The sequence below is a fragment of the Deltaproteobacteria bacterium genome, from assembly GCA_026129095.1.
Lineage (GTDB): Bacteria > JAGRBM01 > JAGRBM01 > JAGRBM01 > JAHCIT01 > JAHCIT01.
The window spans coordinates 123,505-147,092 of sequence record JAHCIT010000009.1 but is presented as its reverse complement, the minus strand read 5'-3'; the positions used below and the strand labels follow the sequence as shown (position 1 = coordinate 147,092).

At 61.5% G+C, this 23,588-nt stretch carries 19 protein-coding genes; 10 read left to right on the top strand and 9 right to left on the bottom strand.

Going from position 1 to position 23,588, the window contains the following annotated elements; all coding sequences use genetic code 11:
* On the bottom strand, positions 1-1,413 hold the full coding sequence (gene glmU, locus KIT79_13410; GenBank protein ID MCW5830302.1) for a bifunctional UDP-N-acetylglucosamine diphosphorylase/glucosamine-1-phosphate N-acetyltransferase GlmU: 1,413 nt from the start codon (positions 1,411-1,413) through the stop codon (positions 1-3).
* Positions 1,414-1,424: 11 nt separating this feature from the next.
* Positions 1,425-3,440, bottom strand: coding sequence for a protein meaA (locus tag KIT79_13405; protein ID MCW5830301.1), 2,016 nt, complete (start codon positions 3,438-3,440; stop codon positions 1,425-1,427).
* A 254-nt stretch (positions 3,441-3,694) separates the two neighbouring features.
* On the opposite strand from KIT79_13405, the gene KIT79_13400 reads away from it, so the two are divergent.
* The 8 genes from KIT79_13400 to KIT79_13365 all read left to right on the top strand — a co-directional run bounded on the left by KIT79_13400 (position 3,695) and on the right by KIT79_13365 (position 11,563).
* On the top strand, positions 3,695-4,024 hold the full coding sequence (locus KIT79_13400; protein MCW5830300.1) for a zf-TFIIB domain-containing protein: 330 nt from the start codon (positions 3,695-3,697) through the stop codon (positions 4,022-4,024).
* Between the two features lie 102 nt (positions 4,025-4,126).
* Positions 4,127-5,095, top strand: a complete 969-nt coding sequence (locus tag KIT79_13395; GenBank protein MCW5830299.1) for an ArsA family ATPase — start codon at positions 4,127-4,129, stop codon at positions 5,093-5,095.
* On the top strand, positions 5,092-6,270 hold the full coding sequence (locus tag KIT79_13390; protein ID MCW5830298.1) for an ArsA family ATPase: 1,179 nt from the start codon (positions 5,092-5,094) through the stop codon (positions 6,268-6,270). The genes KIT79_13395 and KIT79_13390 overlap by 4 nt, the downstream gene beginning before the upstream one ends.
* A 246-nt stretch (positions 6,271-6,516) precedes the next feature.
* Complete coding sequence (locus KIT79_13385; protein MCW5830297.1) at positions 6,517-6,945, top strand: dehydratase; 429 nt, start codon at positions 6,517-6,519, stop codon at positions 6,943-6,945.
* Between the two features lie 143 nt (positions 6,946-7,088).
* Positions 7,089-7,691, top strand: a complete 603-nt coding sequence (locus KIT79_13380; GenBank protein ID MCW5830296.1) for a hypothetical protein — start codon at positions 7,089-7,091, stop codon at positions 7,689-7,691.
* On the top strand, positions 7,688-9,253 hold the full coding sequence (locus tag KIT79_13375; protein ID MCW5830295.1) for an OmpA family protein: 1,566 nt from the start codon (positions 7,688-7,690) through the stop codon (positions 9,251-9,253). The genes KIT79_13380 and KIT79_13375 overlap by 4 nt, the downstream gene beginning before the upstream one ends.
* 111 nt (positions 9,254-9,364) lie before the next feature.
* Complete coding sequence (dnaK, locus tag KIT79_13370; GenBank protein ID MCW5830294.1) at positions 9,365-10,921, top strand: molecular chaperone DnaK; 1,557 nt, start codon at positions 9,365-9,367, stop codon at positions 10,919-10,921.
* Positions 10,922-10,972: 51 nt separating this feature from the next.
* A complete protein-coding gene (locus KIT79_13365) occupies positions 10,973-11,563 on the top strand; it encodes a DnaJ domain-containing protein (GenBank protein ID MCW5830293.1) in 591 nt (196 codons plus the stop codon).
* A gap of 13 nt (positions 11,564-11,576) precedes the next feature.
* Here KIT79_13365 and KIT79_13360 read toward each other — a convergent pair whose 3' ends face one another.
* From KIT79_13360 to KIT79_13335, 6 genes are all read right to left on the bottom strand, one after another.
* A complete protein-coding gene (locus KIT79_13360) occupies positions 11,577-14,270 on the bottom strand; it encodes a hypothetical protein (GenBank protein ID MCW5830292.1) in 2,694 nt (897 codons plus the stop codon).
* Entirely contained in the window at positions 14,267-14,722 is a 456-nt protein-coding gene (locus KIT79_13355) for a hypothetical protein (protein MCW5830291.1), read from the bottom strand. The genes KIT79_13360 and KIT79_13355 overlap by 4 nt, the downstream gene beginning before the upstream one ends.
* A gap of 126 nt (positions 14,723-14,848) precedes the next feature.
* A complete protein-coding gene (locus KIT79_13350; protein ID MCW5830290.1) occupies positions 14,849-15,616 on the bottom strand; it encodes a ParA family protein in 768 nt (255 codons plus the stop codon).
* A gap of 162 nt (positions 15,617-15,778) precedes the next feature.
* Positions 15,779-17,326: a 2-isopropylmalate synthase gene (locus tag KIT79_13345; protein ID MCW5830289.1), complete on the bottom strand. Its 1,548-nt coding sequence runs from the start codon at positions 17,324-17,326 to the stop codon at positions 15,779-15,781.
* Between the two features lie 260 nt (positions 17,327-17,586).
* Positions 17,587-18,420: a phosphodiester glycosidase family protein gene (locus KIT79_13340; protein MCW5830288.1), complete on the bottom strand. Its 834-nt coding sequence runs from the start codon at positions 18,418-18,420 to the stop codon at positions 17,587-17,589.
* 77 nt (positions 18,421-18,497) lie between these two features.
* Complete coding sequence (locus KIT79_13335; protein ID MCW5830287.1) at positions 18,498-19,415, bottom strand: hypothetical protein; 918 nt, start codon at positions 19,413-19,415, stop codon at positions 18,498-18,500.
* A 246-nt stretch (positions 19,416-19,661) separates the two neighbouring features.
* Here KIT79_13335 and KIT79_13330 point away from each other — a divergent pair, with 246 nt between their 5' ends.
* Both KIT79_13330 and KIT79_13325 read left to right on the top strand, forming a co-directional pair.
* The gene (locus KIT79_13330) at positions 19,662-20,255 is read left to right on the top strand and encodes a DUF3365 domain-containing protein (GenBank protein ID MCW5830286.1); all 594 of its coding nucleotides are present in this window, start codon (positions 19,662-19,664) and stop codon (positions 20,253-20,255) included.
* A 75-nt stretch (positions 20,256-20,330) separates the two neighbouring features.
* On the top strand, positions 20,331-22,652 hold the full coding sequence (locus tag KIT79_13325; protein MCW5830285.1) for a hypothetical protein: 2,322 nt from the start codon (positions 20,331-20,333) through the stop codon (positions 22,650-22,652).
* Here KIT79_13325 and KIT79_13320 read toward each other — a convergent pair.
* Positions 22,642-23,568 carry a CoA ester lyase gene (locus tag KIT79_13320; protein MCW5830284.1) on the bottom strand — a complete coding sequence of 309 codons (927 nt, stop codon included), beginning with the start codon at positions 23,566-23,568 and terminating at the stop codon, positions 22,642-22,644. The genes KIT79_13325 and KIT79_13320 overlap by 11 nt on opposite strands.
* Positions 23,569-23,588: the final 20 nt, after the last annotated feature.

The following is a 23,588-nucleotide window of genomic DNA, read 5'->3' as shown; positions in this document are numbered from 1 at the left end:
CTACTTCTTCGCCTTCCGTGGCCGGGTTCCGGCGGAGAGCCGCTTGCGAAGGGCTTTTGCGCGGCCAGGCTTTACCGCCTGGCGGCTCCGGGCGATGGCGAGGGCATCGGCCGGGACATTTTCCGTTATGGTTGATCCGCTGGCGACATATGCCCCACGGCCCACCGTGACCGGCGCGACGAGCTGCGAATCGGAGCCAATGAACACGTCATCGCCGATGACCGTTTCGTGCTTCTGGTAGCCGTCATAATTGCAGGTGATCGTACCGCAGCCCAGGTTGACGTTTTTCCCGATCTTCGCGTCGCCGATATAGGCCAGATGCGACGCCTTTGACCCCTTGCCGAAGACCGACTTCTTGGTTTCAACGAAGTTGCCGATCTTGCAGCCGTCGCCGATCCGGCTGCCGGGCCGGAGCCGGGCGAAGGGGCCGATCTCGCACTCCTTGCCGACCTCTGAACCGGACAGGACCGAGTAGGGCTTGATGTGGGTGCCCGCACCAACCGAGCTGCTTTCGATGATCGAGCCGGTATCTATCCGTGTGCCTTTTCCGACGACTGAACCGGAACGGATTTCCACGCCCGAACCCAGCTCCGCGCCGGGCGCCACCGCCGCTTCCGGATCGACACGGGGAGAAACTCCTGCATCCACCACGACTCCGGCAGCCATGAGTTTTCCGATCGTCCATTCATAGAGCCAGGCTTCCGCCTCGCGGCGCTCGGCCTGGGTGTTGACGCCTTTCACGCGGGCGGCGGTCTCGATCTTCCAGGCGGCGATCCTGGAATGCTCGCCGCGGGCAAGGCCCACGGTGTCGGTGAGATAGTATTCGTTCTGGCTGTTGGCCGGCCGCAGGCCGGCAATCCAGCGGGCGAGATCCTTTCTCCCGAAGACGTACACGCCGGAGTTGATCTCGCGGACGGCTTTTTCGTCCCGCGTGGCATCTTTTTCCTCGGCAATCCGTTCGACGTCTCCGCCGGGGCCCCTGATGACGCGTCCATACCCGGTAGGGCTTTCCACGTTGGCAGTAAGGACCGATATGGCGGCTTCCGAGCTGTGGTGAAACCTCACGAACTCCCTCAGCGTACCGGTATCGAGCAGTGGTGTATCTCCGCAGACCACAAGGATGTCATCCGCCGTGCGGAGCCCTGCGAGCCCGGCCCTGACGGCATCCCCAGTACCCAAAGGCCTTTTCTGGATCTCAGTCCGGAATCCCCGGCCTTCGGCATGGGTTTTCACTTCCGGCCGGAGCGGAGAGACCACAACCACGGTTTCTCCCGGTGTCAGACCGGCGGCGGCGTCCAGCACGCGGTCCAGCATCGGCCGTCCGCAGACGGGATGCAGAACCTTGGCCACTGGTGAGTGCATCCGCTTGCCCTCACCGGCGGCGAGGACGATGACGCCAAGTTTACGTGCCATAGGAGTGCGGCCTAGCTGGCCTTCCGGTTCCGTGAGGCCACCAGTTCAATGATATCGCCCATGATGGCCGTCAGTTCGTAATCCTTGGGGCTGTAGCAGCGGGCAGCTCCCGCCTCCAGAAGCCGCTTCTGATCGGGCTCCGGCAGGATGCCGCCGACGATGACCGGTATGTCGGCCGCGCCACGCTCCCTCAGGCGGGAAATCACTTCCGGGACCAGTTCGGCGTGCGAGCCGGACAGGATCGAAAGGCCCACCACGTCCACGTTCTCCTCGACGGCCGTCTTGGCAATCTGTTCCGGCGTCAGGCGGATACCCTCGTAGATCACCTCCATGCCGGCGTTCCGGGCCGCGACGGCGACCTGCTCGGCACCGTTGGAGTGGCCGTCGAGTCCCGGCTTGCCCACCAGGAACCGGACCGGGTGGCCGATCTGCTTGGCAACCGCCTGCTGCCGCTCCAGCACTGCTGTCTCCTTGTCGGAGCGCTTCTGGCCGGAAATGGCCCGCAGGGCGCCGGAGACTCCGGTCGGGGCCCGCCACTCCCCGAAAACATCCCTGAGGGCCTGTGCCCACTCCCCGGTGGTGACGCCGGCGAGGGCAGCCTCGATGGAGGCGGGCATGATGTTGGTGTCGCCGGCGGCGGCGCTCTTCAGCTTGTCGATGGCGGAACGGACCTTCGCGGCATCCCGCTGGCTGCGCCAGCGGTTGAGACGCTCGATCTGTTCGCGTTCGGCAGATGCGTCCACTACCAGAATGTCGTCGCTGGAGCCGGTCTGCAGGGGAGAGGGTTCCGTTTCCCGGAACTTGTTGACGCCCACAACCGTGATTTCGCCGCTCTCAATGGCCCGGACCCGCCGGGCGTTGGATGCGACAAGCTGCTCCTTGATGTAGCCGTTCTCGACCGCCTTGAGCGTTCCGCCCATGGCTTCCACCTTGGCGATCTCGGCTTCGGCTTCGGCCACAAGACCGGTCACCTTCTCGCCGATCACATGCGAGCCATTCAGGATGTCGTCGTACTCGAGGAGATCGGTTTCCAGGGCCAGTACCTGCTGGATGCGGAGCGACCACTGCTGGTCCCACCTGCGGGGAAGGCCGAGCGCCTCGTTCCACGCCGGAAGCTGGATTGCACGCGCACGGGCATCCTTGGAGAGCGTCACAGCGAGCATCTGGAGAACGATACGCTGGATGTTGTTCTCGGGCTGGCTTTCGGTGAGTCCCAGCGAGTTCACCTGGACTCCGTAGCGGAACCGGCGGAGCTTCGGGTCCTGCACGCCGTAGCGGTCCCAGGTAATCCGGTCCCACAGTTCCACGAAAGCCCGCATCTTGCAGCACTCCTCGACAAACCGGATACCGGCGTTGCAGAAGAAGCTGATGCGGCCCACCACTTCGGGAAACTGGCTGGCGGGGACTTTTCTGGATGCCCTGGTCGCGTCGAGTACGGCGATGGCGGTACAGAGGGCGTAGGCAAGTTCCTGGACCGGCGTGGCCCCGGCTTCCTGAAGATGGTAGCTGCAGATGTTGATGGGGTTCCACTTGGGGATCTCGGTCACCGTATAGGCAACCATGTCGGTGATGAGCCGCATGGATGGGCCCGGCGGATAGATGTGTGTGCCGCGGGACAGGTATTCCTTGATGATGTCGTTCTGCGTGGTGCCTTGAAGAAGGTTCAGGCCCACGCCCTGTTTTTTTGCCGTGGCGGCATAGAGCGCAAGCAGCCAGGCCGCCGTTGCGTTGATCGTCATCGAGGTGTTCATCCGGTCCAGCGGTATCTGGTCCAGCAGCGTCTCCATGTCACCCAGGTGCGACACAGGAACGCCGACCTTGCCCACCTCGCCCCGCGCCATCGGGTCGTCCGAGTCGTATCCCGTCTGGGTGGGAAGATCGAAGGCGATAGACAGCCCCGTTTGCCCCTTGGCGAGGTTGGTCCGGTAAAGTTCGTTGGATGCCTTTGCCGATGAATGTCCCGAATAGGTCCGCATGACCCAGGGGTTTTCACGCTTGCGGCTCGGGGAAGCGGTTTTCTCTGCCATCTGATCCTGTACCTGCAGCCCAGGAGCCCTGTTGACCGGGGCCCCATACAGCCATGACAAACTAGCATGGGCGTCCAGAGGAGAAAAAACAGTCACCGTCTGCCCGCTGACTGCTGAGTCAGTTACAGTCATCCGGTTTCGGGGTTCGTGGTCCAGCCGTTGACAAGAAACCACGGGACGCGCACATTGGCCAATGCAAACCGTCCGCATCACCGGGGCGGGCGCGATGAAGAAAGGTTCACCTCCAAAACGCCATGTCTGACAACCTGAAAAAACTGACCGCCCAGGAAGCCGTTTCACTTGAGGAAGAGTATTTCAAGCAGCAGGACGCCGAACGGTTGTCGAAGCTCCGCGAGAAGCTTGACAGGGAGAAGGCCCAGCTTGAACTGCAAAAGCGCAAGGAAACCCACTGGATGCGCTGCCCCAAGTGCGGCGGCCACATGAGCGAGTTCAACTTCAAGGTTGTTGTCGCCGACAAGTGCGACGATTGCGGCTACATCGGGTTCGACAACGGCGAACTGGAATTGGTCGCCGGTTCGGACAAGAACGTGATGAAGGGCATTATCAACTTCTTCAAGAAGTAGCTGATACGCCTGCCCGCGGGCATTTATGGAAGCCCTGCCGGTTTTGCGGCGGGGTGATTTGGTGTTAGCCTCCCGGCATTCCTTCTTCTGCGCCGGGTGTGAATGGTACCGCTGCTCGACAAGTCCCTGCTGATCAATTCAGGCAAAGGCGGCGTGGGGAAGTCCACATTGTCGGCTGCCTTGGCCGTGCTTGCCGCCCGGAAGGGCAAGCGGGTTCTGCTCGTCGAGAGCGACACCAAGGCCGACTCGTTCGGCCGTCTGCACGAAATCTTCCAGGTGCCGCCGATGGGGCATACCCCGCGGGAGATCTTTCCTAATCTCTGGGGCGCTTCGCTGAACGCCGACCAGGCCCTTGAGGATTACATCACCGGGATCGTGCGGGTCAGAACCGTGGTGCGGGCCATATTCAATGCCGACTTCGTGAAGATGGCCTACGCGGCGGCACCCGGCGTGAAGGAACTGCTCATCATTCTCGCGATCCATGGGTTTTCCGAGGAAAAGGACCGGCGCGGACACAAGCGGTTCGACCTGATTGTTTACGATGCCCCGCCCACCGGACACGGGCTTTTCTTCCTCCAGATGCCCCAAACGCTGATTGATATCGTGAAGGTGGGGCCGCTCATCCAGGTTGCGCGGGGGGTAAACAGTTTCCTGATGGATTCCCGCCGGACCCAGCTGAATCTCGTCACCATCGCCCAGGAAATGCCGGTGGTGGAGACGATGGAGTTCATCCAGTCGATACGGGATACGATGGAGATCAGTATCGGTTGCACGTTTCTGAATGCGCTCCACGACCGGGCTGTGCCGGCCGAGCAGGAAGCCGCTGCCGCCCAGGTGCGGGAACTGGCCCTCAGGACGGCGAAAAGCGATGCGCCCGAACACCGGATTCTCCGTGCGCTTACCGAATGTGAGCGGCTCTGGAACCAGCGTCACGCCGTTGAGGCGTCCCATGTGGAAAAGCTCAGGCCACAGGGAGTTCCGGTGGTGCGGGTGCCGTTCATTTATGCCGAAAGGTTCGACAAGACGACGATTCACGAAGTCGCCCGCTGCCTGGAGACGCAGATCGCATGAGTGGTTCGGTACTGGAGGCGGTCCGCTCGAAGAAGGCCATTATTGTCTGCGGTTCCGGCGGCGTCGGAAAGACGACGACGAGCGCCGCGCTGGCGCTGCTCGCGGCCCGCGAGGGGCGCAAGGTCATTGTCATGACGGTCGATCCGGCCCGGCGGCTGGCGAGTGCACTGGGTGTCGTGCTTGATGACAATGCCGAGTGCCGTGTGGACGCGGCAGGAATACTGGGCTGCGAGGTGCGTGGCGAACTCTACGCCATGATGCTGAACCCGAAGAAAACCTTTGACGATCTCATCCGGCGCCGGTCTCCTAGCGAGGACGTCGCACGGACCATTTTTGCCAACTCGGCCTACGTGCACGGTTCGAGCGCCCTGTCGGGATCGCCAGACTACATGGCGATGGAAAAGTTCCATGAACTGTACCACGAGCGCGACTACGATCTCGTGATCATTGACACGCCGCCGGCCAAGCACGCCATTGATTTCGTGACCGCTCCGGAACGCTGGCACGGCATCCTGGAAGACAATCCGATGATCAAGCTGATGGTGGAAGCCATGCGGGCGTCGGGCCGGAGCGGGTTCTCGCTTGCCAAGCTGGGCAAGGGGTTGTTTTTTCGAACGGCTGCGCTTGTCACAGGTGAACATGCCATCCGCGATGCGGCGGAGTTCTTTCTCGCATTCAGCAACCTGATGGGCGGCTTCGGCGAGCGTTCAGACCAGGTGTCACGGGCGTTCCGGTCCTCCGAGTGCGGGTTTTTCGTGGTGACGAGCACGAACCTGATCACGGTGGAGGAGGCTCTTTTCCTTGTCGATACGCTCCGCCGCATGGGAATCGATACCAGCGGTGTTATTGTCAACCGTACCCGCAAGGATTTCGTTGGAGAACTTCCCGAAGGATATCTGCCCGGCCGGGTGGCTGAACTGGACCGGGTGGACGAAACGCTCGTTCCGGAACTTATGAGACAGCTGGGGGCGGGGAGCGACCTGCGCCCGGTGATGTCGCATCTTGCCCGGAATCTTGCGCTCCACCAGATTCAGCTTGCCAACGACCGCCGCAATGTCGATCTGGTCCGCCGCCGGCTGCCTTCCGGTCGGTTCCTTCACTGGGTCGAGGAGCTTGATTCCGACATCTCCGACCTGCACGGGCTTAATCGCGTGGCCGATCTTTTGAAGAGTTAGCCAGTGCGCCGGATCGGGATTTTCTGGCGCATATGTGCCAGTTGGATACAGATTGGCCGCTTAATAAGCCGTGTCGTTCAGAACTGTGCGAGGGGTCACGGGTAACACATGGTAATCATTTAAGAATTCATCCAGAAACCGCTTGCCATGTTGGAGTGAAATTAGGCAATAATGGGCTTGATGCCGCAGCGACCCATTCTTGGGGTCTTGCTGCAGCAAACTCTGGCGTGAAGCAGGTAGAAATTCATGGGACAGGTTTTCATCGAGAACATCAAGGCTGGTGATTCGATGCCGCCGCTCACAACCGATCCGATTACACGTGTTCAGCTGGTCAAGTACGCCGGGTCCAGTCTGGACTTCAATCCTCTTCACTACGATGAGGATTTCGCGCATAAGGCGGGCCTGAAAGGGTGTATCGCGCACGGCATGCTGTCGATGGGTTTTCTGGGCCGCTACGTGAGGAACTGGGCCGGCCCCAGGGCGCACGTCAAGGTGATCGACGTGCGGTTTACCTCGCCGACCGATCTGGGCGATACGGTCACCTGCAAGGGTACCGTGAAAAATGTCAATGCACAGACCCGCGAGGTTGAGTGCGAGTTTGAAACCGCGACTCAGCGGGGGAATGTGACGGTAAAGGGTTCGGCCATTGTCGTCCTGCCAAGTCAGAAGAACTGATGGCCGGGGTCCGTAAGGGGCGGACCCGGGGCCATGGAAGATGCGGTAATGGCAGGAATTGTGCAAAAGCGCAGCAATGTTGAGGTGGACAGACTCGTTTTGATGCAGGGGGCTGGGGATTTCAGGGAGTTGAATCGCCGTTGATGCCAGTATTTTTCAGGACAATTTCAAAACGGAATATGGTTGCGTTTGTGCTGGCCGTTCTCTGCGCCGGGTGCGGGAACCAGTTTGCCCGCCACTATGTGGCCAGTCCCGACCAGTTCGAGCCCATAGCGGTCATCGCCATCGCGCCATTTGAGAACCTGACGGACTTCCCCAACGCGGGCGAGGTTGTCGCCGACATCGTTGGCGCGGAACTGATCGCGCTCGGACGTTACAAGGTGATCGAGCGCGAAACGACGGTAAGGCTGGGGGCTGAGGCTCAGCTCCCGTGGCCGCCGCTGCTGGATCGCAGTTTTGCGGCCGAACTGGGCAGGAAAATCCAGGCCGACGCGCTGGTGATCGGGTCTATCAACGAGTTCAACTACCGCCTGGACAAGAGCCGGCAGGCGCCGCGAGAGCCTGCGGTGGCTGTCTCGGTCCGGATGGTCAACGTCCGCTCGGGGGCGGTGATCTGGGCGACCACGATGTCCATGTCGAGCTATGACATGTTCTCGACCGAGCGCGATCCGGTGAACCGGATCGCGCAGAAGATCGCCAGCCAGATGGCACGGCGCCTGGTTGCGGGGATAGGAGGGCACCAATGAGCGCTCTTCCTGTCCGCTGGCAGCCTGTCGCGATCGTTCTTGCCGCCGCGATCCTGCTGCCGGCCTGCGGAAACCGGTTCATGCGTGAATGGGTCCGGTCGCCGGCGGCTCTGGAACCGGTGCAGTGCGTGGCCGTTTTCCCGCTGGACAACCTGACGACTTATCCCAATGCCGGTCTGGTGGTGGCGGATTTCATCGCGACTGACCTGTATTCGACGGGGCTGTTCAGGGTGATGGAGCGGACGGAAGTCATCCGGCAGGCGAATGCGGTGAATCTCCCTCTGCCATCACGGATGAATGCCGAGTTCGCCCGGATGCTGGGCGAACGCCTGAATGTGGATGGAGTCATCTACGGTTCGGTGTCGGAATACTGGTATCCGAATACAACAGGCACGGACTTCTCGGGCCACCTGCTGCAGGGTGACGAACCGACAGTCGGGCTGAACGTCCGGATGCTCGACGTGACCAGCGGGGAGATTGTCTGGTCGAACTCCATGAGCCGGACGTCGTTTGCCATTTTCACCAGCCAGCGGGATCCCCTCTCGCGGGTGGCACAACTGGCGGTGCGGGAAATGATCGAACCGATGGCCGCGAAGATATCGGCGCGGCAGGTCAATCCGAATGCCGTTTGCGGCCAGCACATCGCTCCGCTTCGGGGCTCGTTCACTGCCCGGGTGCTGGATGCCAAATCCGGCCAGCCGGTGGCGGATGCAAAAGTCCGTCTCCGCAAGCCGGTTGATCAGGCCTTCGAGTTCGATCCGGTCGAGAATACCTTTGCCTCGCCCGAACTCGATCCAGGCCAGGCCCAGTGGGTCGCCTCCGCCGAGGGGTATGAGGCCAGGTCGGAAACGATCGAGATCATGTCAAACCGGGTGCAGCAGATTGAGATCCGGCTCAACCCGCTGAAAAAGGATGCGCCGCCGGTGCTGCCGACGGTTCTGCGTGGACGGGTCCGCAATCCGGACGGGGGGCCGATCGGCGGCGCCATTATCGTATTCGATCCGCCCGACCCGGCCGGGGCGATCGTGGCAGACCGGAATACGGGCAGCTTTGAACGGAAGCTCGCGCCCGGCTCATACGTGGTTATCGGCACGGCGGAAGGTTACCAGCGGCATGAACTGCCGGTCCGGCTGGCCGAAGGCCAGACATCCCAGGTGGAAATCGTTCTCCAGCCACTCGCAGTGGATAAACCGGCTGTCCGCATAGAAGACGACCAGATTGTCATTGATGAAAAGATACGTTTCCGGATGGGCCAGACGACGATTGAGCAGTCCTCATACCCCGTTCTGACCCAGGTCGCCCAGACGATAAAGGCCAGTCCGAGGATTCGGAAGGTCCAGGTTGAAGGCCACACGGACGATGTGGGCGGGGCGATCGAAAACCAGCGGATTTCCGAGCGCAGGGCGAACGAAGTTGTCAAGTTCCTGGTCCAGGCTGGTGTTGAAGCTTCCCGTCTGGTTGCAGTCGGGTTCGGTGAGGCGATACCCATCGCGGACAATTCGACTCCTGAGGGCCGGGAGACCAACCGGCGCGTCGAATTCGTGATTCTCGAGCAGGATTGAACCGGCACGAGCCAGTGACCGGCGTCACGTTCGGCTCAAGCCGGAATTCCGGGTTGTTTATTTTCGTTTTTGGCGAGCTACACTGTCGCCCACTGACGGGAGTTGCTGAACATGGGCCGCGTTGTCGGAATTGATCTCGGAACCTCATACAGCTGCGTGGCGACGGTTACCGACGGCAGCGTCGAGGTGCTCAGGGACAGCGAGGGCGCAAACACCCAGCCATCGGTCGTTTCCTTTCTGCCGGATGGCAGGGTCCTGGTGGGGGCTGACGCCAAGAAGCGGATCATCACCGATCCCGGTCACACGGTCTATTCGGCCAAGAGGCTTATCGGCCGGAAGTTCTTCTCCGAAGAGGTGAAGAAGGCAAAGCATCACGTCGCCTACAAGATCGTCGAAGGCCCCAACGCCGAGGTCCGCATCCAGATCTACGGCAAGGATTACGCCCTGCCGGAAATCAGCGCGCTGGTGCTCAAGAAGATGAAGCAGATCGCCGAGCAGGCGCTGGGCGAGGAGGTTGACAAGGTGGTCATCACCTGCCCGGCCTTTTTCAACGACGGCCAGCGGCAGGCAACCATCGACGCAGGCCGGGTTGCCGGTCTCGATGTCCTTCGGGTCATCAATGAGCCAACGGCCGCCGCGCTCGCTTACGGTTTCGGCAAGGGGCTCAACCAGCGGGTGGCCATTTACGACCTCGGTGGCGGCACATTCGATATCTCGATCCTTGATATCGGTAATGACGTCTATGAGGTGATTTCTACGGCCGGAGATACCTATCTGGGCGGCGACGACTTCGACGACCGGATCATGAGCTTCCTCTCGGACGAGTTCCTCAAAGCCACCGGCTACGACTGCAAGCAGAATCTCGACGCTCTTCAGAAGCTGAAGACCCTCTCCGAGCGGGTGAAATGGGCCCTTACCGAGAAGACCGAAGTGAAGATATCGGTCCCCAACTTCGTCCAGGGTCCGAAAGGGCCGCTTGACCTGAATGCGGTGCTGACCCGGAACCATTTCCAGCAGATGTGCATGGACCTGGTGCAACGGACATTCAAGGTCTGTGACGAGGCGCTCCAGAACGCCCGGATGACCATACATGACGTGGACAGCGTGATCCTGGTCGGCGGATCGACGCGGATGCCGATTATCCGTTCGTCCGTGGAGAAATACTTCTTCAAGACGCCGCAGATGAGCATTGATCCCGACGAAATCGTGGCGCTCGGAGCGGCCATTCAGGGTGCAGCACTCGCCGAAGGCACGCAGAAGGCGCTGCTCATCGATGTGACCCCGATGACGCTGGGCATCGGAGTCATTGGCGGGATGGTCCAGCACCTGATCGAGAAAAACTCACCCCTGCCTATTGAGATCAACAAGGAGTTCACGACGACTTCCGACAACCAGTCGCAGGTGAAGATATCGGTATTCCAGGGCGAGTCCAAGAAGCAGGGTGAGAACGAGATACTGGGCGAGTTCACCCTGACGGGCATCCGGGCCGCTCCACGAGGAGAGCCCAGGATCGCGGTGAATTTCGAGATCGATACTGACGGAATCGTCCACGTGACGGCCATTGACAAGGATACCGGGCAGTCACAGTCGATCTCGATTACGGCCTATGGTGCCATGGGACAGGAAGCGGTCGAGGCCGCCCGCCAGTCGAGTCAGGCCGTCCAGTAGTTTTCGTTCCGCCACGTTCACGATGTTGCAGGGAGGCAGGATCGTCCGCCTATGCCGGTCGATGATAACCAGATCAAGCTGATTCAGCGCTATTTCAATGGAATCAACAAGGGAGACTACTACCAGTTGCTCCGGTTGCCGCTCGGCGCGGAACCGGCACAGGTAAAGGAGGCATTCCGCCGGGAGTCGAAAAACTGGCACCCGGACCGGTATTTCCGGCAGGTTCCCGATGACATCTACCGCATGGTCACGCAGGTGTACAAGCGGATGGTCGAGGCCCATCAGGTGCTGACCGATCCCGCCGTCAAGCCCGTTTATGACAAGCGCATCCAGGGCCCGGACCGGATGAAATACCTGCGCTATTCCTATGAGGAGGAACAGGCGAAGCAGCGGGCCGTCAAGGATGAGGACATCTGCAAGAATCCCAATGCCAAGCGCTACGCGAAACTGGCCTTTACCGCCCTGTCGCAGAAAAACCTCACTTCGGCGGAGCTGAACTTCAAGCTGGCATTGACGATGGAGACTGATAACCGCGACCTCAAGTACAAATACCTTGAGGTCCGCAAGGCCCAGAACGCCAAGCTGAGCGACGACGACACGGCATTCATGGTCGAATACGAGCAGGCCGCTGCGGCGGAATAGGGTTATTTCGGAATCAACTGGCCGGTGGTTCGAGTTTCTGCCGGAGCGTTTCGAGTTCGGCTTCCAGTTCGATGATCCGGGCGGCCCGTTCAGTGGCAAACTTTTCTGCCATGGAAGCACGGGAGAGACGGGATTTCAGCGTGGCAAGCTCCTCCCGGGCGTCGGCCAGTTCCCGGAGCAGGGACTCATAGCGGCTGGTGCGCTGGCCGTCCGGACCCTGCGCGTCGCCAAGCTGCCGCTCTAGCTCCCGGATACGGTTTTCGAGCGAGTGCCGGGCCGTTGTTGCTTCCTCGGTCATCGTCCGCGCTGCGGATAACTGGATTCTCGCCTGTTCGAGATCGTTACGAACGGTTTCCATCTCGCGGCTCTGGACCTGAAGCCGGTCGAGTTCGGCCCGTGCCGAGGCCAGTTCCGGTTCCAGCCGTTGGAGCTGTTCCCGCACGGCCGAGGCCTGTGCCTGCTGATGGGCCAGTTCTCTCGACTTGGTTTCCAGCGCCTTCTCCGCCGTGTTGGCCCGGATTGCCGCGAGTTCGCCTTCTGAGCGCACCCGGTCGATCTCACGCTCCAGGGCGGCGCGGCTCTCCTTCAGGTCCGATTCGCGGCGGCCAAACTCGTCTCGAAGCCGGGCTTCGAGTTCCGCCGCCCGGCTTTCGGCTTCTCCGAGCTGTGTCCGGGCGGCATCAATTTCACGGCGCAGGGCATTGATCTGTGAATCGTCAGCCTGCCCCCTGGCTTGTTCAAGCTCGGCCCGGAGCGCCCTGCACTGCTCATCCAGATCGGTTACACGCTGCTCGGCAGCTTCGGCCCGGCGGCGCACGGCAGGTAGTTCGGCGATTCCCGCCTCCAGTGCCTGCCGAAGTGGCAGCAACTGCATCCGGAGGCTGTCATACAGGTGGCCCCGGATGTCCAGTTCGGTCTGCACCCGGCTGCGGTCGCTCTGGATCGTTTCGATCAGTTCCGACTGGCTGGCGACGATGGAGTCCATGCTGGCGGCTGCCTCGGCGCTTTGCTCGCGGAACAGTTCCAGCTTCTCGACAAGTTCCGCACGCTCCCGTGCAAACACGGACCGGGCCTTTTCGGCCTTTTCGAGACGGGCTTCCAGCTCGCCGATCTGCCTCTGAAGACGTTCAATCTGCCGGTCTCTGGTCTCGATGGCTTCAGGTTCAATGGCGGGCGTGGTTTCCGTTTCTATCTCGATTTCGACGGGCATTTCTATTGCCGGCGGCCTTTCAAGCTCACTGACACGACGGCGGGCAGCCACAAGCTGGTTTTCCAGGGAATCCCGTTCAGCCTGGAAACCATGCAGGTGGTTTTCGGTGGCCGCCAGTTTTGTGCGGAGGTCTTCCACCTCTCCGCTGAGGCGTTCCAGATCACCGGAAGGGGGTGAACTGGCTGCTGCCTGCTGCATCTCGCCCATTTCATGGCGGAGTTTCTGGATCTGCTGTTCGGTATGATCCCGTTCGGCCTGGAAACCATGCAGATGGTTTTGCGTGTCCCTGAGTTCACTGGCCAGTCGGTCATTCACATCGCGCAGGTTTTCGGCATCCTGGCGGGCGGCTTCCAGTTGAGCGCCCAGCTCGGCCTCACGGGCTTCACGGGCATCGATCTGGGCCTGAAGCGCACTTCGCAGGTCGTCGATCTGGAGGGAACGGGACTGAAGGCTCTCCAGTTCGGTCTGCAATAGATTCCGGTCCTGGGCTACCCGTTCGGCATCATCGGCCGCAGAGGCCAGCTTTTCCTGAAGCCGGGCGATCTCTGCCTTCAATGAATCAAGGGTGCTGGAATCCGGACCGGACGCAGGTTGTGTTTTCTGGGATGCCTCGAACGCATCGACTTGGTCCTGAAGCGATTTCTGGACCAGCCGGGCCTCGGCCAGTTCCTTCTGGAGCAGTTCGATCTCCCCGGCCAGTTCGTCGATGATTTCATTCGGGGTGCCTTCGCTGCGGCGGGTTTCTGTAACCTCCAGTCCTTCGGCATCGGCTCGCCCGATCCAGCCGGGGAGATGTCCGCCGAGCCGGTTGGCAAGACGGATGAGGGAAGGAAAGTCCGGCCTGGGTGTGGTTTCCCTTGAAACAGCCAGGATTCTCAGTGCGATATCCCGGATCAGGGGTGCGACCGGATCAATCCGTGGCCGTGTGGCAAGAAGCGTGGGATCCGATTCGCCCAGTTCGGGCACATGCGGGACCGGTGAGTAGACCAGTGTCTGGCCGAATATCCTCGCGCAGTCGGCCAGCAGTTCGTCTGTCCGGGGTCCCTGGGTCGCCAGCTTCAGGAGCAGTCCCGCGATTCGCCCACATGCTCCCAGTTCCTCCCGGGCGATTTCGAGCATGCCGAGGAACTCCTCCATCGAATGGGCGAAAGAGGTTTCCAGCCGTGCCAGCAGAACGAGATCGGCATCCAGTTGCAGCAGCGGCCATAGATAGGCGGGCTTGGCGTAGGGCAGGGTGACGATGACGTTCTTCAGATGGAACTGGCCGGCGAACTGGTCGGCAAGCCCCTCGGCGTCGCCACGATCGATATAGCTCTTCAGGCTGTAGGCGGACAGAACATCCATCCCCTCGGGAATTCCCTGCCAGTTGACCGCCGTATCGGACAGATCGAGGAAGCCGGCATTCCGGTGTTCGAGCGCCCAGTAGGCGGCGATATTGGCGCCCAGGGTGGATGCGCCGGCACGTGGAGAGATGGGCATGATCGCGGTGATTTTCACGCGCTCTCACCACCTTCTCCTGATGGAGGTTCTCCCGGACCGGACCGCTGGATATCCAGTTCCGAGTCATCTTCCACGTCGAGTTCAAATGAGGGCACAAAACGGGCGGCAGACGTTTCTTCTCCGGCGGTATCAGGCGCCGATATGCTGGCCGCCTCGACTGGCGGTTCGCCATCGTCGGAGATGCTTGCCTCGCTGGTCCAGAAGTCAGAAGATGTTGCCGATTCGAATGCCACCGGTTCTGTATTCACTGGTGCCTGTGGGGCAGGTTCCGGTTCCTCATGGCGGGCATCGTGGCTGTGCAGGAGTAGCGGGCTGCCGGTCTGGGTGTTCCACGTCACCTGCGCGGCGGACGGCGCGACCATCGACCGGTTCCATGTGGAAATACGGCTGGCCAGGGCCTCGAGTTGCTCCTGCCTGAATGGCCATGCCAGCGGTTCTTTGAAGGACACAGTCCTCTCCTTCCCGACGCCCCGAACCCGAATGGCCAATTGTCGATGCTGCCGGGGAGCGAGTCCAGCGTCAACTGCAATTTCTGTCAGGTGAAAAGTGGGCTGGAATGTAAAGAAACGAAACGATCAGCCGTTTTCCAGAACCAGCTTGTCGGTGCGGGCCCAGCGTTCCATCACCTCCGCAGCCCAGGCCTTGTAGGCGAGGGCGGCCGGGCTGTCGGGGTTCTGGCCCGAGGCGGTCTGGCCGTAGTAGTTGGCTTCCGGAATGACCGGATCGCGGGGGATGGTCGTCCGGAATACTGCCTTGGGATAGCGTTTCTGTGCGTACGCGGCGATCCGGGCCGTGAGATCATTGCTGGTCCCGACCATGGTCAGCAGCAGTCCTTCGACATACGGGGTGACACTGTCGCCACGGGCTTCGCGGATCTGCTCCAGCAGTTGCGGCAGGATGCGGAAGGCGAGCGGCTCACTCTGCACGATGGCGGCGACGGAATGGGATACCTTCATTCCCCATCTGACCCAGGGACCGCCGGCGGGGGGCGAGTCCAAAACCGTCACGTCGTAATGACCTGCCAGTTCACGGAACTCCGGTCCCAAGCCAGCCAGTGTCGATTCGTCCGGAAACTTCTCGGCAGCGATACCGCCCAGGTAGATGGTGGAGAGGTTGGGGACCGAGGAAACCTGCACACTGGCGGCAAGGGCTCCTGGCTTCGCCGTCTCGGGTTTTGAGGCCCGGGTCTTGGCTGGCATCAGGCCAAGGATGGAGGCCCCCAGCGGGTCGAGGTCGGCAAGCAGGACGCGTTTCCCCAGGGCAGCCAGTTCTCCCGCCAGATTCATCGAGGAGGCGGTCTTTCCGACTCCGCCCTTGATCGAATAGATGTCAATGATTCTCAATGCCTGCTGAACCCCGGACGTGCGCAGGACGATGCGCCCTGTCCGGCTTCTATTTATAACGAATCTCCGGAGTTGCAAATAGCGGCAAACGCTGGTGTATCGCGGTGATACAACAGCGGAATCCGGAAAGAAGTTCGGGATAGTGGCTGCTGTCCCGCCACTCTATCCCTGGGCGTGAATCCGGCGCTGGCTCCGGACGGCGAGGTGGTTCAGCGCCTGTATATAGGCCTTGGCGCTGGCGACGACGATATCGGGGTCGGTCCCCGAACCGCGCACCACTTTCCCGTCGCCCTCAAGCGTAACCGACACGTCGCCCTGTGCGTCAGTGCCGCCGGTAATGGCCTGCACGACGTATGATTTTACCGTGGCGGTCGTTCCGGTGATCTGCCGGATGGCATTCAGCGCCGCGTCCACGGGTCCGTCGCCGAAGGCGGCGGCAGTCTGGGCCTGACCCTCGATCTCCACCGTGACGGTGGCATTCGGCCGGAGTTCGGTTCCGGACGAGACGTTCAGGGCCCTGAGCCGTATGCGGTCGTCAGCCCCGATCAGTTCGCCGGTCACGATCGCCTCGATGTCCTCGTCATAGACGACCTTCTTCAGGTCGGCGAGGTTTTTGAACCGGGTGAAGGCTTTCTGGACCTCCTCATCCGACAGGTGGAAGCCCAGGTGCTCCAGCCGGTCACGGAAGGCATGGCGGCCCGAGTGCTTGCCGAGCACCAGCTTGTTGGTGGGGATGCCCACCGACTCTGGGGTCATGATCTCGTAGGTGATCTTCTGCTTGAGGACGCCATCCTGATGGATGCCGGCCTCATGGGCGAAGGCATTGGCGCCCACTACGGCCTTGTTCGGCTGGACGTAGGTTCCGGTCAGGGTCGAAAGCAGCCGGGACGAGGGGTAGATCTGCTCGGTCACGATGCCGGTTTCATAGGGCATGATGTCATGCCGGACCCGGAGGCCCATGACGACCTCCTCCATTGCGGCATTCCCGGCCCGCTCGCCGATGCCATTCACCGTGCATTCCACCTGCCTGGCGCCGGCGCGTACCGCCGCCAGCGAATTGGCCACCGCCAGCCCGAGATCGTTGTGGCAGTGGACGCTGATGATGCAGTTGTCGACGCCGCGGACTTCCTTGCGGATCGTGGTGATGAGATCGAAATACTCATGGGGCATCGTGTAACCGACCGTGTCGGGAATGTTCAGGACGGTGGCCCCGGCCTCCACGGCAGCCTGAAGTACCTTGCACATGAACTCGGGGTCCGACCGCGTCGAGTCCTCGGCGGAAAACTCCACCCATTCCACGTGAGAACGGGCGCGTTCTACCGCCCGGGCGGCGGCGGTGATGACTTCCTCGCGGGTCTTGCGGAGCTTGTATTTGAGATGGATGTCGCTTGTGGCGATGAACGTATGGATGCCACACCGGTCGGAATGCTTGACCGCCTCGGCCGCCCGGTCAATGTCGGCGAAGTCGGTCCTCGCCAGGCTCATGATCCGGGGACCCTTCACCGTGCGGGCCACTTCGCGCACGGCCTCGAAATCTCCCTGGCTGGCGATGGCGAACCCGGCCTCGATGATGTCCACATTCAGTCTCGCGAGCTGCTGCGCCATGAGCAGTTTTTCCTGGGTGTTCATGGAACAGCCAGGCGACTGCTCGCCATCCCGCAGGGTGGTATCGAAAATGTAGACGCGGTTTTTGGATGCCGGATCGCTCATGTGTTTCCTGTCTCTCTGTTTCCGCCCCCGGCCGGTCTGCGGCGGGGGATAGTTTACGGCTCCCGAAAATGAAAATCCCCGGTCTCCTTGGGGGAGGCCGGGGTTCCTGCTGGTGCGTTCCGGGCTTTAGGTTCTGGTGATCTTGCCCTTCATGCGCGCAGGTTCCCGGCCCCGCTAAGGAGGAGGCCAAGAAGCCCGGCAAGCAGCATGTCGGAAGAACGCATCATCAAAGGCAATGATATGGCCTGTGCCGGGGACGGTCAAGGCCGGAGCGATTCGGGCTCGTACAGTTGCGATTGTGCAGCCGAATCCTGCCGGGTGATGACGATGGCATTGGGGATGGCGGAATCGGGTTCTATAACTACTGATTTAACCGGATGCCGCAGGTAAAAACCCGCAGACGGTCCGCCGTCCAGATTAAGTGCGCTCCGGACTCCAACAGCAGTTCTCAGGTGCTCGGCGAGATCGTACAGGTCAATCGGACCGGATGAGGCCCCTAAAACGGCAGTCTTTTCATTGAGAAGGGCAACGAACGTCCGCCGCTCTCTTTTTCCCGATCTTGACCTGATGCCCGGCAGTCCGTCCGGTTCCACCATGACGGGTCCGGCCTGAAGTGCATGCGGGGGCTCATTTTCCTTCGGGTAATCGCGTTTGAAGATGATCGACGCCTTGGGCCCCCACAGAAGCAGGGCGCCGCTCCCGCCGCCCCAGATCTTTGCGTGGGTCTGCCCGGCGCTTCGCACGAGGCCGGATGGGCGGCCATCGGCCTCGAAGTACCCGCCGTTGATAATCGCGATGTCGCCGTCCTGTTCGAGGGATTTCAGGGGAACCCGCAGCCGGGAGGGGGGCGCGGCCCGCACCGCGGCAGCAAACCGGCCCAGATCGGCCCGGATCATGTACAGGGTAATCGGCAGCCCTTCCGCAGCCGGTGGCAGCCGGTCCTGCCGGTAGTGGAGGCCCGGCTCAAGTTCTTCCCACGGACGGTCCGGCGCGGCGCGCTCGCTGGTCATCGCCGGGGGAGCCACCGAGACGGCCGTCATGAAGGCAAGGACCGTCACGGGAAGCCGAAGGCGCCGGTGGGAGGGAGCCTGCATACGGCCAGCATTCTATCAGGCCCGGCAGGATGGGAACAGAAAAAGCGCGGGGTATTCCGTCCGTTATCTTTCTGCGATCAGGCGGCCGGTGCGAGTGTCATTAACGACTGGAGCTGCCGGGATTCGCCCTTGGCGTTTCCGAGCATCACGTCCAGCGGATGCACCCGGCCGTCGTCCATGACGATAATGCCGGTTTCGGCGGTTTTCCTGACCTCGCTCATGATCCAGTCCTTGCCGAGCAGTTCCACCACGTCGGGAAGGTCACGGAGGAAAGCGCGGGCGATCCAGGGAATGATGGCCCTGGTGAAGCTCAGGCGGAACTGCCCCATCTGGCTGTGGACCCAGCGCACGTGACCGATTTCATCAATGATGATCTGGTCGAAAAGGGAGTCGATCCGCTTGAGGGCTTCCGGTTCGTCGGCGAACAGTTCTCTGGCCTTGAGCTGGAGCCCCTTGAACACGACGAGCCCAATGGCCTCGGCGCAAAGAATCAGGATGTTGGAGAAATAGTAGGGAAGCTGCACAAGTACGTTCAGGAGCATCCGGGTTCCGAGCTTGGGTGGAATGATTTCCATCTGGACGCCGAGCGTCCTTACGCAGTCGGCGAGCAACCGCGTGTGATAGTTTTCCTCGATCTGGACCCAGGAATAGGGGTATTCGGGATCCTTCATCGGCTTCACTTCAAAACCGTATTTGACGCCGTAGTCTTCGGTCAGGTTTGCATTGGCCGCGCATACGGCCCACAGGGTGCGGCGATCGAGGCCCGGTTCCGGGCTTCCGCGCCGCTGGTTGCGCGTGAACACTTCCTGATTGAGCCGGCCCCTGGCGGAAACCAGGGTCGGATTGGAATCCAGAACCCGGAAAAACTCGTCACGCAGCGCGGAGGTGTGGGCCTCGAAATCCGGCTTGCCGTTCCGTTCCTTCAGGTACTGGATGTAAACCGTTCTGACCTTTTCACGTTCGGCTTTCGGGAGCGCTTTGAAGGTGTTTTTCATGATAACCCCTGTGGTATTTCTGGCAGCACAATGTGGATCTGCCGGGGCCCATATTATGAAACCATTGATGTATTGCAATATAATTTTATACTTGAGTCTAAAATCTATCTATAACTATTTAAAATTACTTGGAAAATCAGGAGATATTTTTTCCAGTCTAAAATGATGCCGTAGTCCTGGTACAGCCTGTGTGGTTATGATTGGCAGTAAACAGGGCGATCTCGTGGATATGAGGAGGATTTCCCTATGACCGGGAAAATACGGTTGCGCTTCATGCTGACGGGGTCGGTCTGCCTGCTGGCCGCTGCGGCCGTCCGGTTGAGCGCCGGAGAAGCATGGCTTCCTACCGATGCGCCGGACGATCTGAAACCCCTGGTTACCCAGGCTGACAAGGCCTCGCAGGCACTTGCCCAGCGGCTCATGGCGCGCCTGACGGCGGCCTTCGGGGAGGGCGGGGCCCCGGCGGCGGTGGATGTGTGCAGCCGCGAGGCAGGCGAACTGGCTTCGACTGTTGCACTGGAGTTCGGCGTTGAGATCGGCCGGACCAGCCACAAGATCCGCAATCCGAAGAACGCTCCGCGGGACTGGGTGAAGCCCCATCTGGATGCGGCGGCCGGCAGGAAGGCCGCTCAGGTGAAACCCGTTGCCATCCGGCTGGAGAAGGGCGCAGGGCTTCTGAAGCCGATCGGCGTGCAGGGATTCTGCCTAACCTGTCATGGTGCGAGTGTGGATGTTTCGGTGAGGGAGGCGATTGCGGCCCGCTATCCCGACGACCGGGCGACCGGGTTTGCCGAAGGGGATTTTCGCGGATTTTTCTGGGTGGAAGTGAAGGGGAAATAGGCGGGCGCGACCATTTTGCAAGCCAGCTCGAATTGCTCCGGTGAAGACGCCCCCAGCGGCGGGATCTGGCAGAGGATGCTCATTCCGGCAGTTCCTTCGCTCCTGCTGAACCTGTTCCTGTTCCGGGATGTCTATCTGGGCACGCGGGTGTTTTACTACCGCGATGTTCTGGAAAACTACGTGCCGTACCGGATGTTGCTGGCCTCCCGCATCCGGAACGGCGAACTGCCCCTGTGGGTGGACCACATTTATGGCGGCCTTCCGTTCTGGGCCGATCCGGTCAACTCGATCCTCCATGCGGGCCAGTTCCCGTTCTATCTGTTCTATGGGTACCTGAATCCGTTCTGGATTTACGGGCTTGTCGCTGGCCTGCATTTCCTGTTTGCCCAGGCAGGGTTCTACCGGCTTCTTCGGACGATGGAATGCCGTCCCGGGGTCGCAGCCGCCGGGTCGGCGCTCATCGCCTATTCGCCCGTGGCGCTGTCCCTCCACTATGCCCTTCAGTTTCTCTACGGGTTCAGCCTGCTGGGCTGGGCGCTCGCATCGCTGATAGCCCTGCGCCGTTCTCCTTCGCTGTCCCGTGCGGCGTCACTGGCGGGCTGGACTGCGCTCCTCGTTTTTACAGGGGATATTCAGCTTGTCTACCTGCTGGGGCTGCTGACCCTGGCTTCGTGCGCGGTCGCGCCGGGGCCGAAACGAAAAGCTGTTCTGGCAGGCGGCAGCGCGATGGCTGCCGGAGCGATCCTCTCTGCGGCGGTTATCGTCCCCGGGTTCGAATACTCCCGGAACTCGTCCCGGCACGAACAGAACCTGTCGGGACTGTCCGATGCCTGGTCACTGCACCCGGTAAGGTTTGTGGAATGGCTGGCCCCGGGACTTTTCGATACATCTTCAGCTGGTGTACAGGCCGATTTTTCGGCCATCGCACGCTCACCGGCGAATGAGGGCGTCGTTTACTTCATCCGGGCCCACCCCTCGCTGCTATTGCTGGCTGCCCTGCCGTGGATACTGGTGGCCGCCCGGCGGGACAGGCGTATCGCCTGGCTGATGGGACTGGCGGGAACCGCTATCTGGCTTTCACTGGGCTCGTATGGGGGCCTTTACAGCCTGCTGGCGCAATTGCTTCCCGGATGGGGGCAGTTCCGGTTCCCGGAGCGGCTGCTGCTCCATGCGTTTGTTGCCTGGGGGCTGGCAGGCGCGCTGGCGCTGGAGCAGCTGAAACCGGGGGCGGATATCCGGCCCGGCCGGACGGCTTTCGCTCTCTGGAGCGGCGCGCTGCTGGTTCTTGCGGTAGTCGGGGCACTTTCCGGTGGATGGGCCACATCCCTGGCGAAGCTGACCGGTGTTCCCGGCAATCCTGCATTTAACTTGCATGTCATGGGCAGTTTCCGGCTGGGGGCGCTGCTGCTGGCGGTATCGCTGATTTCCCTGTGGATGCTTCGCTGGGCACCGAAAGCAGGAATGTGGTGCCTGCTTGCCGTGTTGTCCGCCGAACTGTTGTGGCTTTCGCCATCCAGCCTGCCGTCGGCTCCCGCCGAATCGGTGTCCCATGCGCCGGCCCTGCTTCCGGCCCTCCAGGAAGCATTCCCCGATCCTTCCGTCGAGCCGCCTCTCCTCTATATCAATCTGCCACTGGGTTCGCTGGATACGGACCCGGTGCGTGCCGAGACCCGGTACCGCTGGGACACCCTGCGCGGAAACATAGTCATGCTGGCGCCGTTCAGCGTTGTGGACGGTATCAATTCGTCATGGCTGGCCGATCACGAACGGGCCAACCGGACCATCTCGCCCGGCAGGCGTCACCGGATCGAGAACCTGCGGGCGGTCATCGTGCCTGTAGACCGGTCGGTTGCGGCCGGGGAGGGCGAAGAATGGGTATGCTCGGCGCCGTTCAGCCGGTTCCCGGCGCGTGCGTGCTATCTGGAGAACACGCTCCCGGCCGCGCGTGCGTTGAGACAATGGCAGACCCCGGGCGATCCCGCATCCCTTGTTGCCGCGGTTTCGGCTCCGGAATGGAATCCGGAACTCACCGGATACATCGGACGTTTCACCGGCTCCAGTCCGGCACCGCCGCCCGCCGTGTCGGGTGATACCGTAGGCGGCGAGGTGACCATTCTCGCCTGGAGGCCGGAACTGAAGGTCGTTTCCACAAGACGGCCGGAACCGGGGCCGGTGGTCCTGCGCCAGAACTACTATCCGGGGTGGGTTGCCTACGTAAACAACGTCCGCCAGCCCGTGCTGGCGGTGAACGGCTACCAGCTCGGGGCGTGGGTTCCGGCCGGCGAAAGCCGGGTGGAGTTCAGCTTCGAACCGGCATCAGTGACGGCAGGGCTCGCCATCAGCCTGGCAGCCTGGCTCGCCTTGGCGGTTTTTGCGCTTTACCGGATCAGGCCCTGATCTTGCCGACGCGCTTGGCGATGGAAAGCTTCCAGCGTTCCACGCGCAGGGTGGCCGCATCCACCATCTCGGTCCCGAAGGTGATCGCGCCGAGGCCCTGTTCCTTGTCGGCCTTGTCGTAGGCACCGATGATCTCGGTGGCCCGCTTGATCTCCTCGTCGGAGGGAGTGAACACCTCGTTCACCACCTCGACGTGTGTCGGGTGGATGCACCACTTGCCGTCAAACCCCATGTTGCGGGCGTTGATGGCATCCTTGCGGACCTGGTCCAGATCCTTGTAGTCCAGTGTCACGTTGTCGATTGAATCGATCAGCGCGGCGCGGGCGGCGGTCACCACCTGGCTCTTGGCCCAGTGGAATACCTGGAACTGCTCGTCGCCCTTCATGACGCGGGCATTCACGTCGCCGGCGTAGTCGGCGATACCGAAGATGAGGGCGTCCATGCGGGGCGATGCCTTGGCGATGTCATAGGCCTTGAGGGCCGCCGCCGCGCTTTCGATCAGCACCTCGAACTTCACCTGCTTCTTCATGTTGAGCTTGTATTCGAGCTGGTTGAACAGGAAGTCGTAGTAGTGGATCTCCTCGGGGCCGTACACCTTGGGAATCACGATCACGTCCACGGCATCGCGGGCGATGGTGAGCACCTCGATGATGTCGTCAAGGCACCAGATGGTGCGGATGTTGTTGGCACGGAAGCCCCGGATCTTCTGGCCCCAGTCGTTCTCGGCCAGCGCCTTTCCGACCACCTTGCGGGCATCAACCTTCTGCGAGACGGCGCAGGCGTCCTCAAGGTCCAGCATCACCATGTCGGCATTGCCGGAGGCGGCCTTCGCGCAGAGTTTCTCGGAGTGGCCCGGCGTGGTCTGCTCGGAGCGGCGGACCTTCTTCTCGCTGATCTTGTCCAGATGGTAAGACATGTTTCCCTGTTTCCTTCTCT

Coding starts and splice junctions, on each gene's coding strand:
- glmU (MCW5830302.1), bottom strand. CDS start 1,413: ATGGCACGTAAACTTGGCGTCATCGTCCTCGCCGCCGGTGAGGGCAAG.
- KIT79_13405 (MCW5830301.1), bottom strand. CDS start 3,440: ATGGCAGAGAAAACCGCTTCCCCGAGCCGCAAGCGTGAAAACCCCTGG.
- KIT79_13400 (MCW5830300.1), top strand. CDS start 3,695: ATGTCTGACAACCTGAAAAAACTGACCGCCCAGGAAGCCGTTTCACTT.
- KIT79_13395 (MCW5830299.1), top strand. CDS start 4,127: ATGGTACCGCTGCTCGACAAGTCCCTGCTGATCAATTCAGGCAAAGGC.
- KIT79_13390 (MCW5830298.1), top strand. CDS start 5,092: ATGAGTGGTTCGGTACTGGAGGCGGTCCGCTCGAAGAAGGCCATTATT.
- KIT79_13385 (MCW5830297.1), top strand. CDS start 6,517: ATGGGACAGGTTTTCATCGAGAACATCAAGGCTGGTGATTCGATGCCG.
- KIT79_13380 (MCW5830296.1), top strand. CDS start 7,089: ATGCCAGTATTTTTCAGGACAATTTCAAAACGGAATATGGTTGCGTTT.
- KIT79_13375 (MCW5830295.1), top strand. CDS start 7,688: ATGAGCGCTCTTCCTGTCCGCTGGCAGCCTGTCGCGATCGTTCTTGCC.
- dnaK (MCW5830294.1), top strand. CDS start 9,365: ATGGGCCGCGTTGTCGGAATTGATCTCGGAACCTCATACAGCTGCGTG.
- KIT79_13365 (MCW5830293.1), top strand. CDS start 10,973: ATGCCGGTCGATGATAACCAGATCAAGCTGATTCAGCGCTATTTCAAT.
- KIT79_13345 (MCW5830289.1), bottom strand. CDS start 17,326: ATGAGCGATCCGGCATCCAAAAACCGCGTCTACATTTTCGATACCACC.
- KIT79_13340 (MCW5830288.1), bottom strand. CDS start 18,420: ATGCAGGCTCCCTCCCACCGGCGCCTTCGGCTTCCCGTGACGGTCCTT.
- KIT79_13335 (MCW5830287.1), bottom strand. CDS start 19,415: ATGAAAAACACCTTCAAAGCGCTCCCGAAAGCCGAACGTGAAAAGGTC.
- KIT79_13330 (MCW5830286.1), top strand. CDS start 19,662: ATGACCGGGAAAATACGGTTGCGCTTCATGCTGACGGGGTCGGTCTGC.
- KIT79_13325 (MCW5830285.1), top strand. CDS start 20,331: ATGCTCATTCCGGCAGTTCCTTCGCTCCTGCTGAACCTGTTCCTGTTC.
- KIT79_13320 (MCW5830284.1), bottom strand. CDS start 23,568: ATGTCTTACCATCTGGACAAGATCAGCGAGAAGAAGGTCCGCCGCTCC.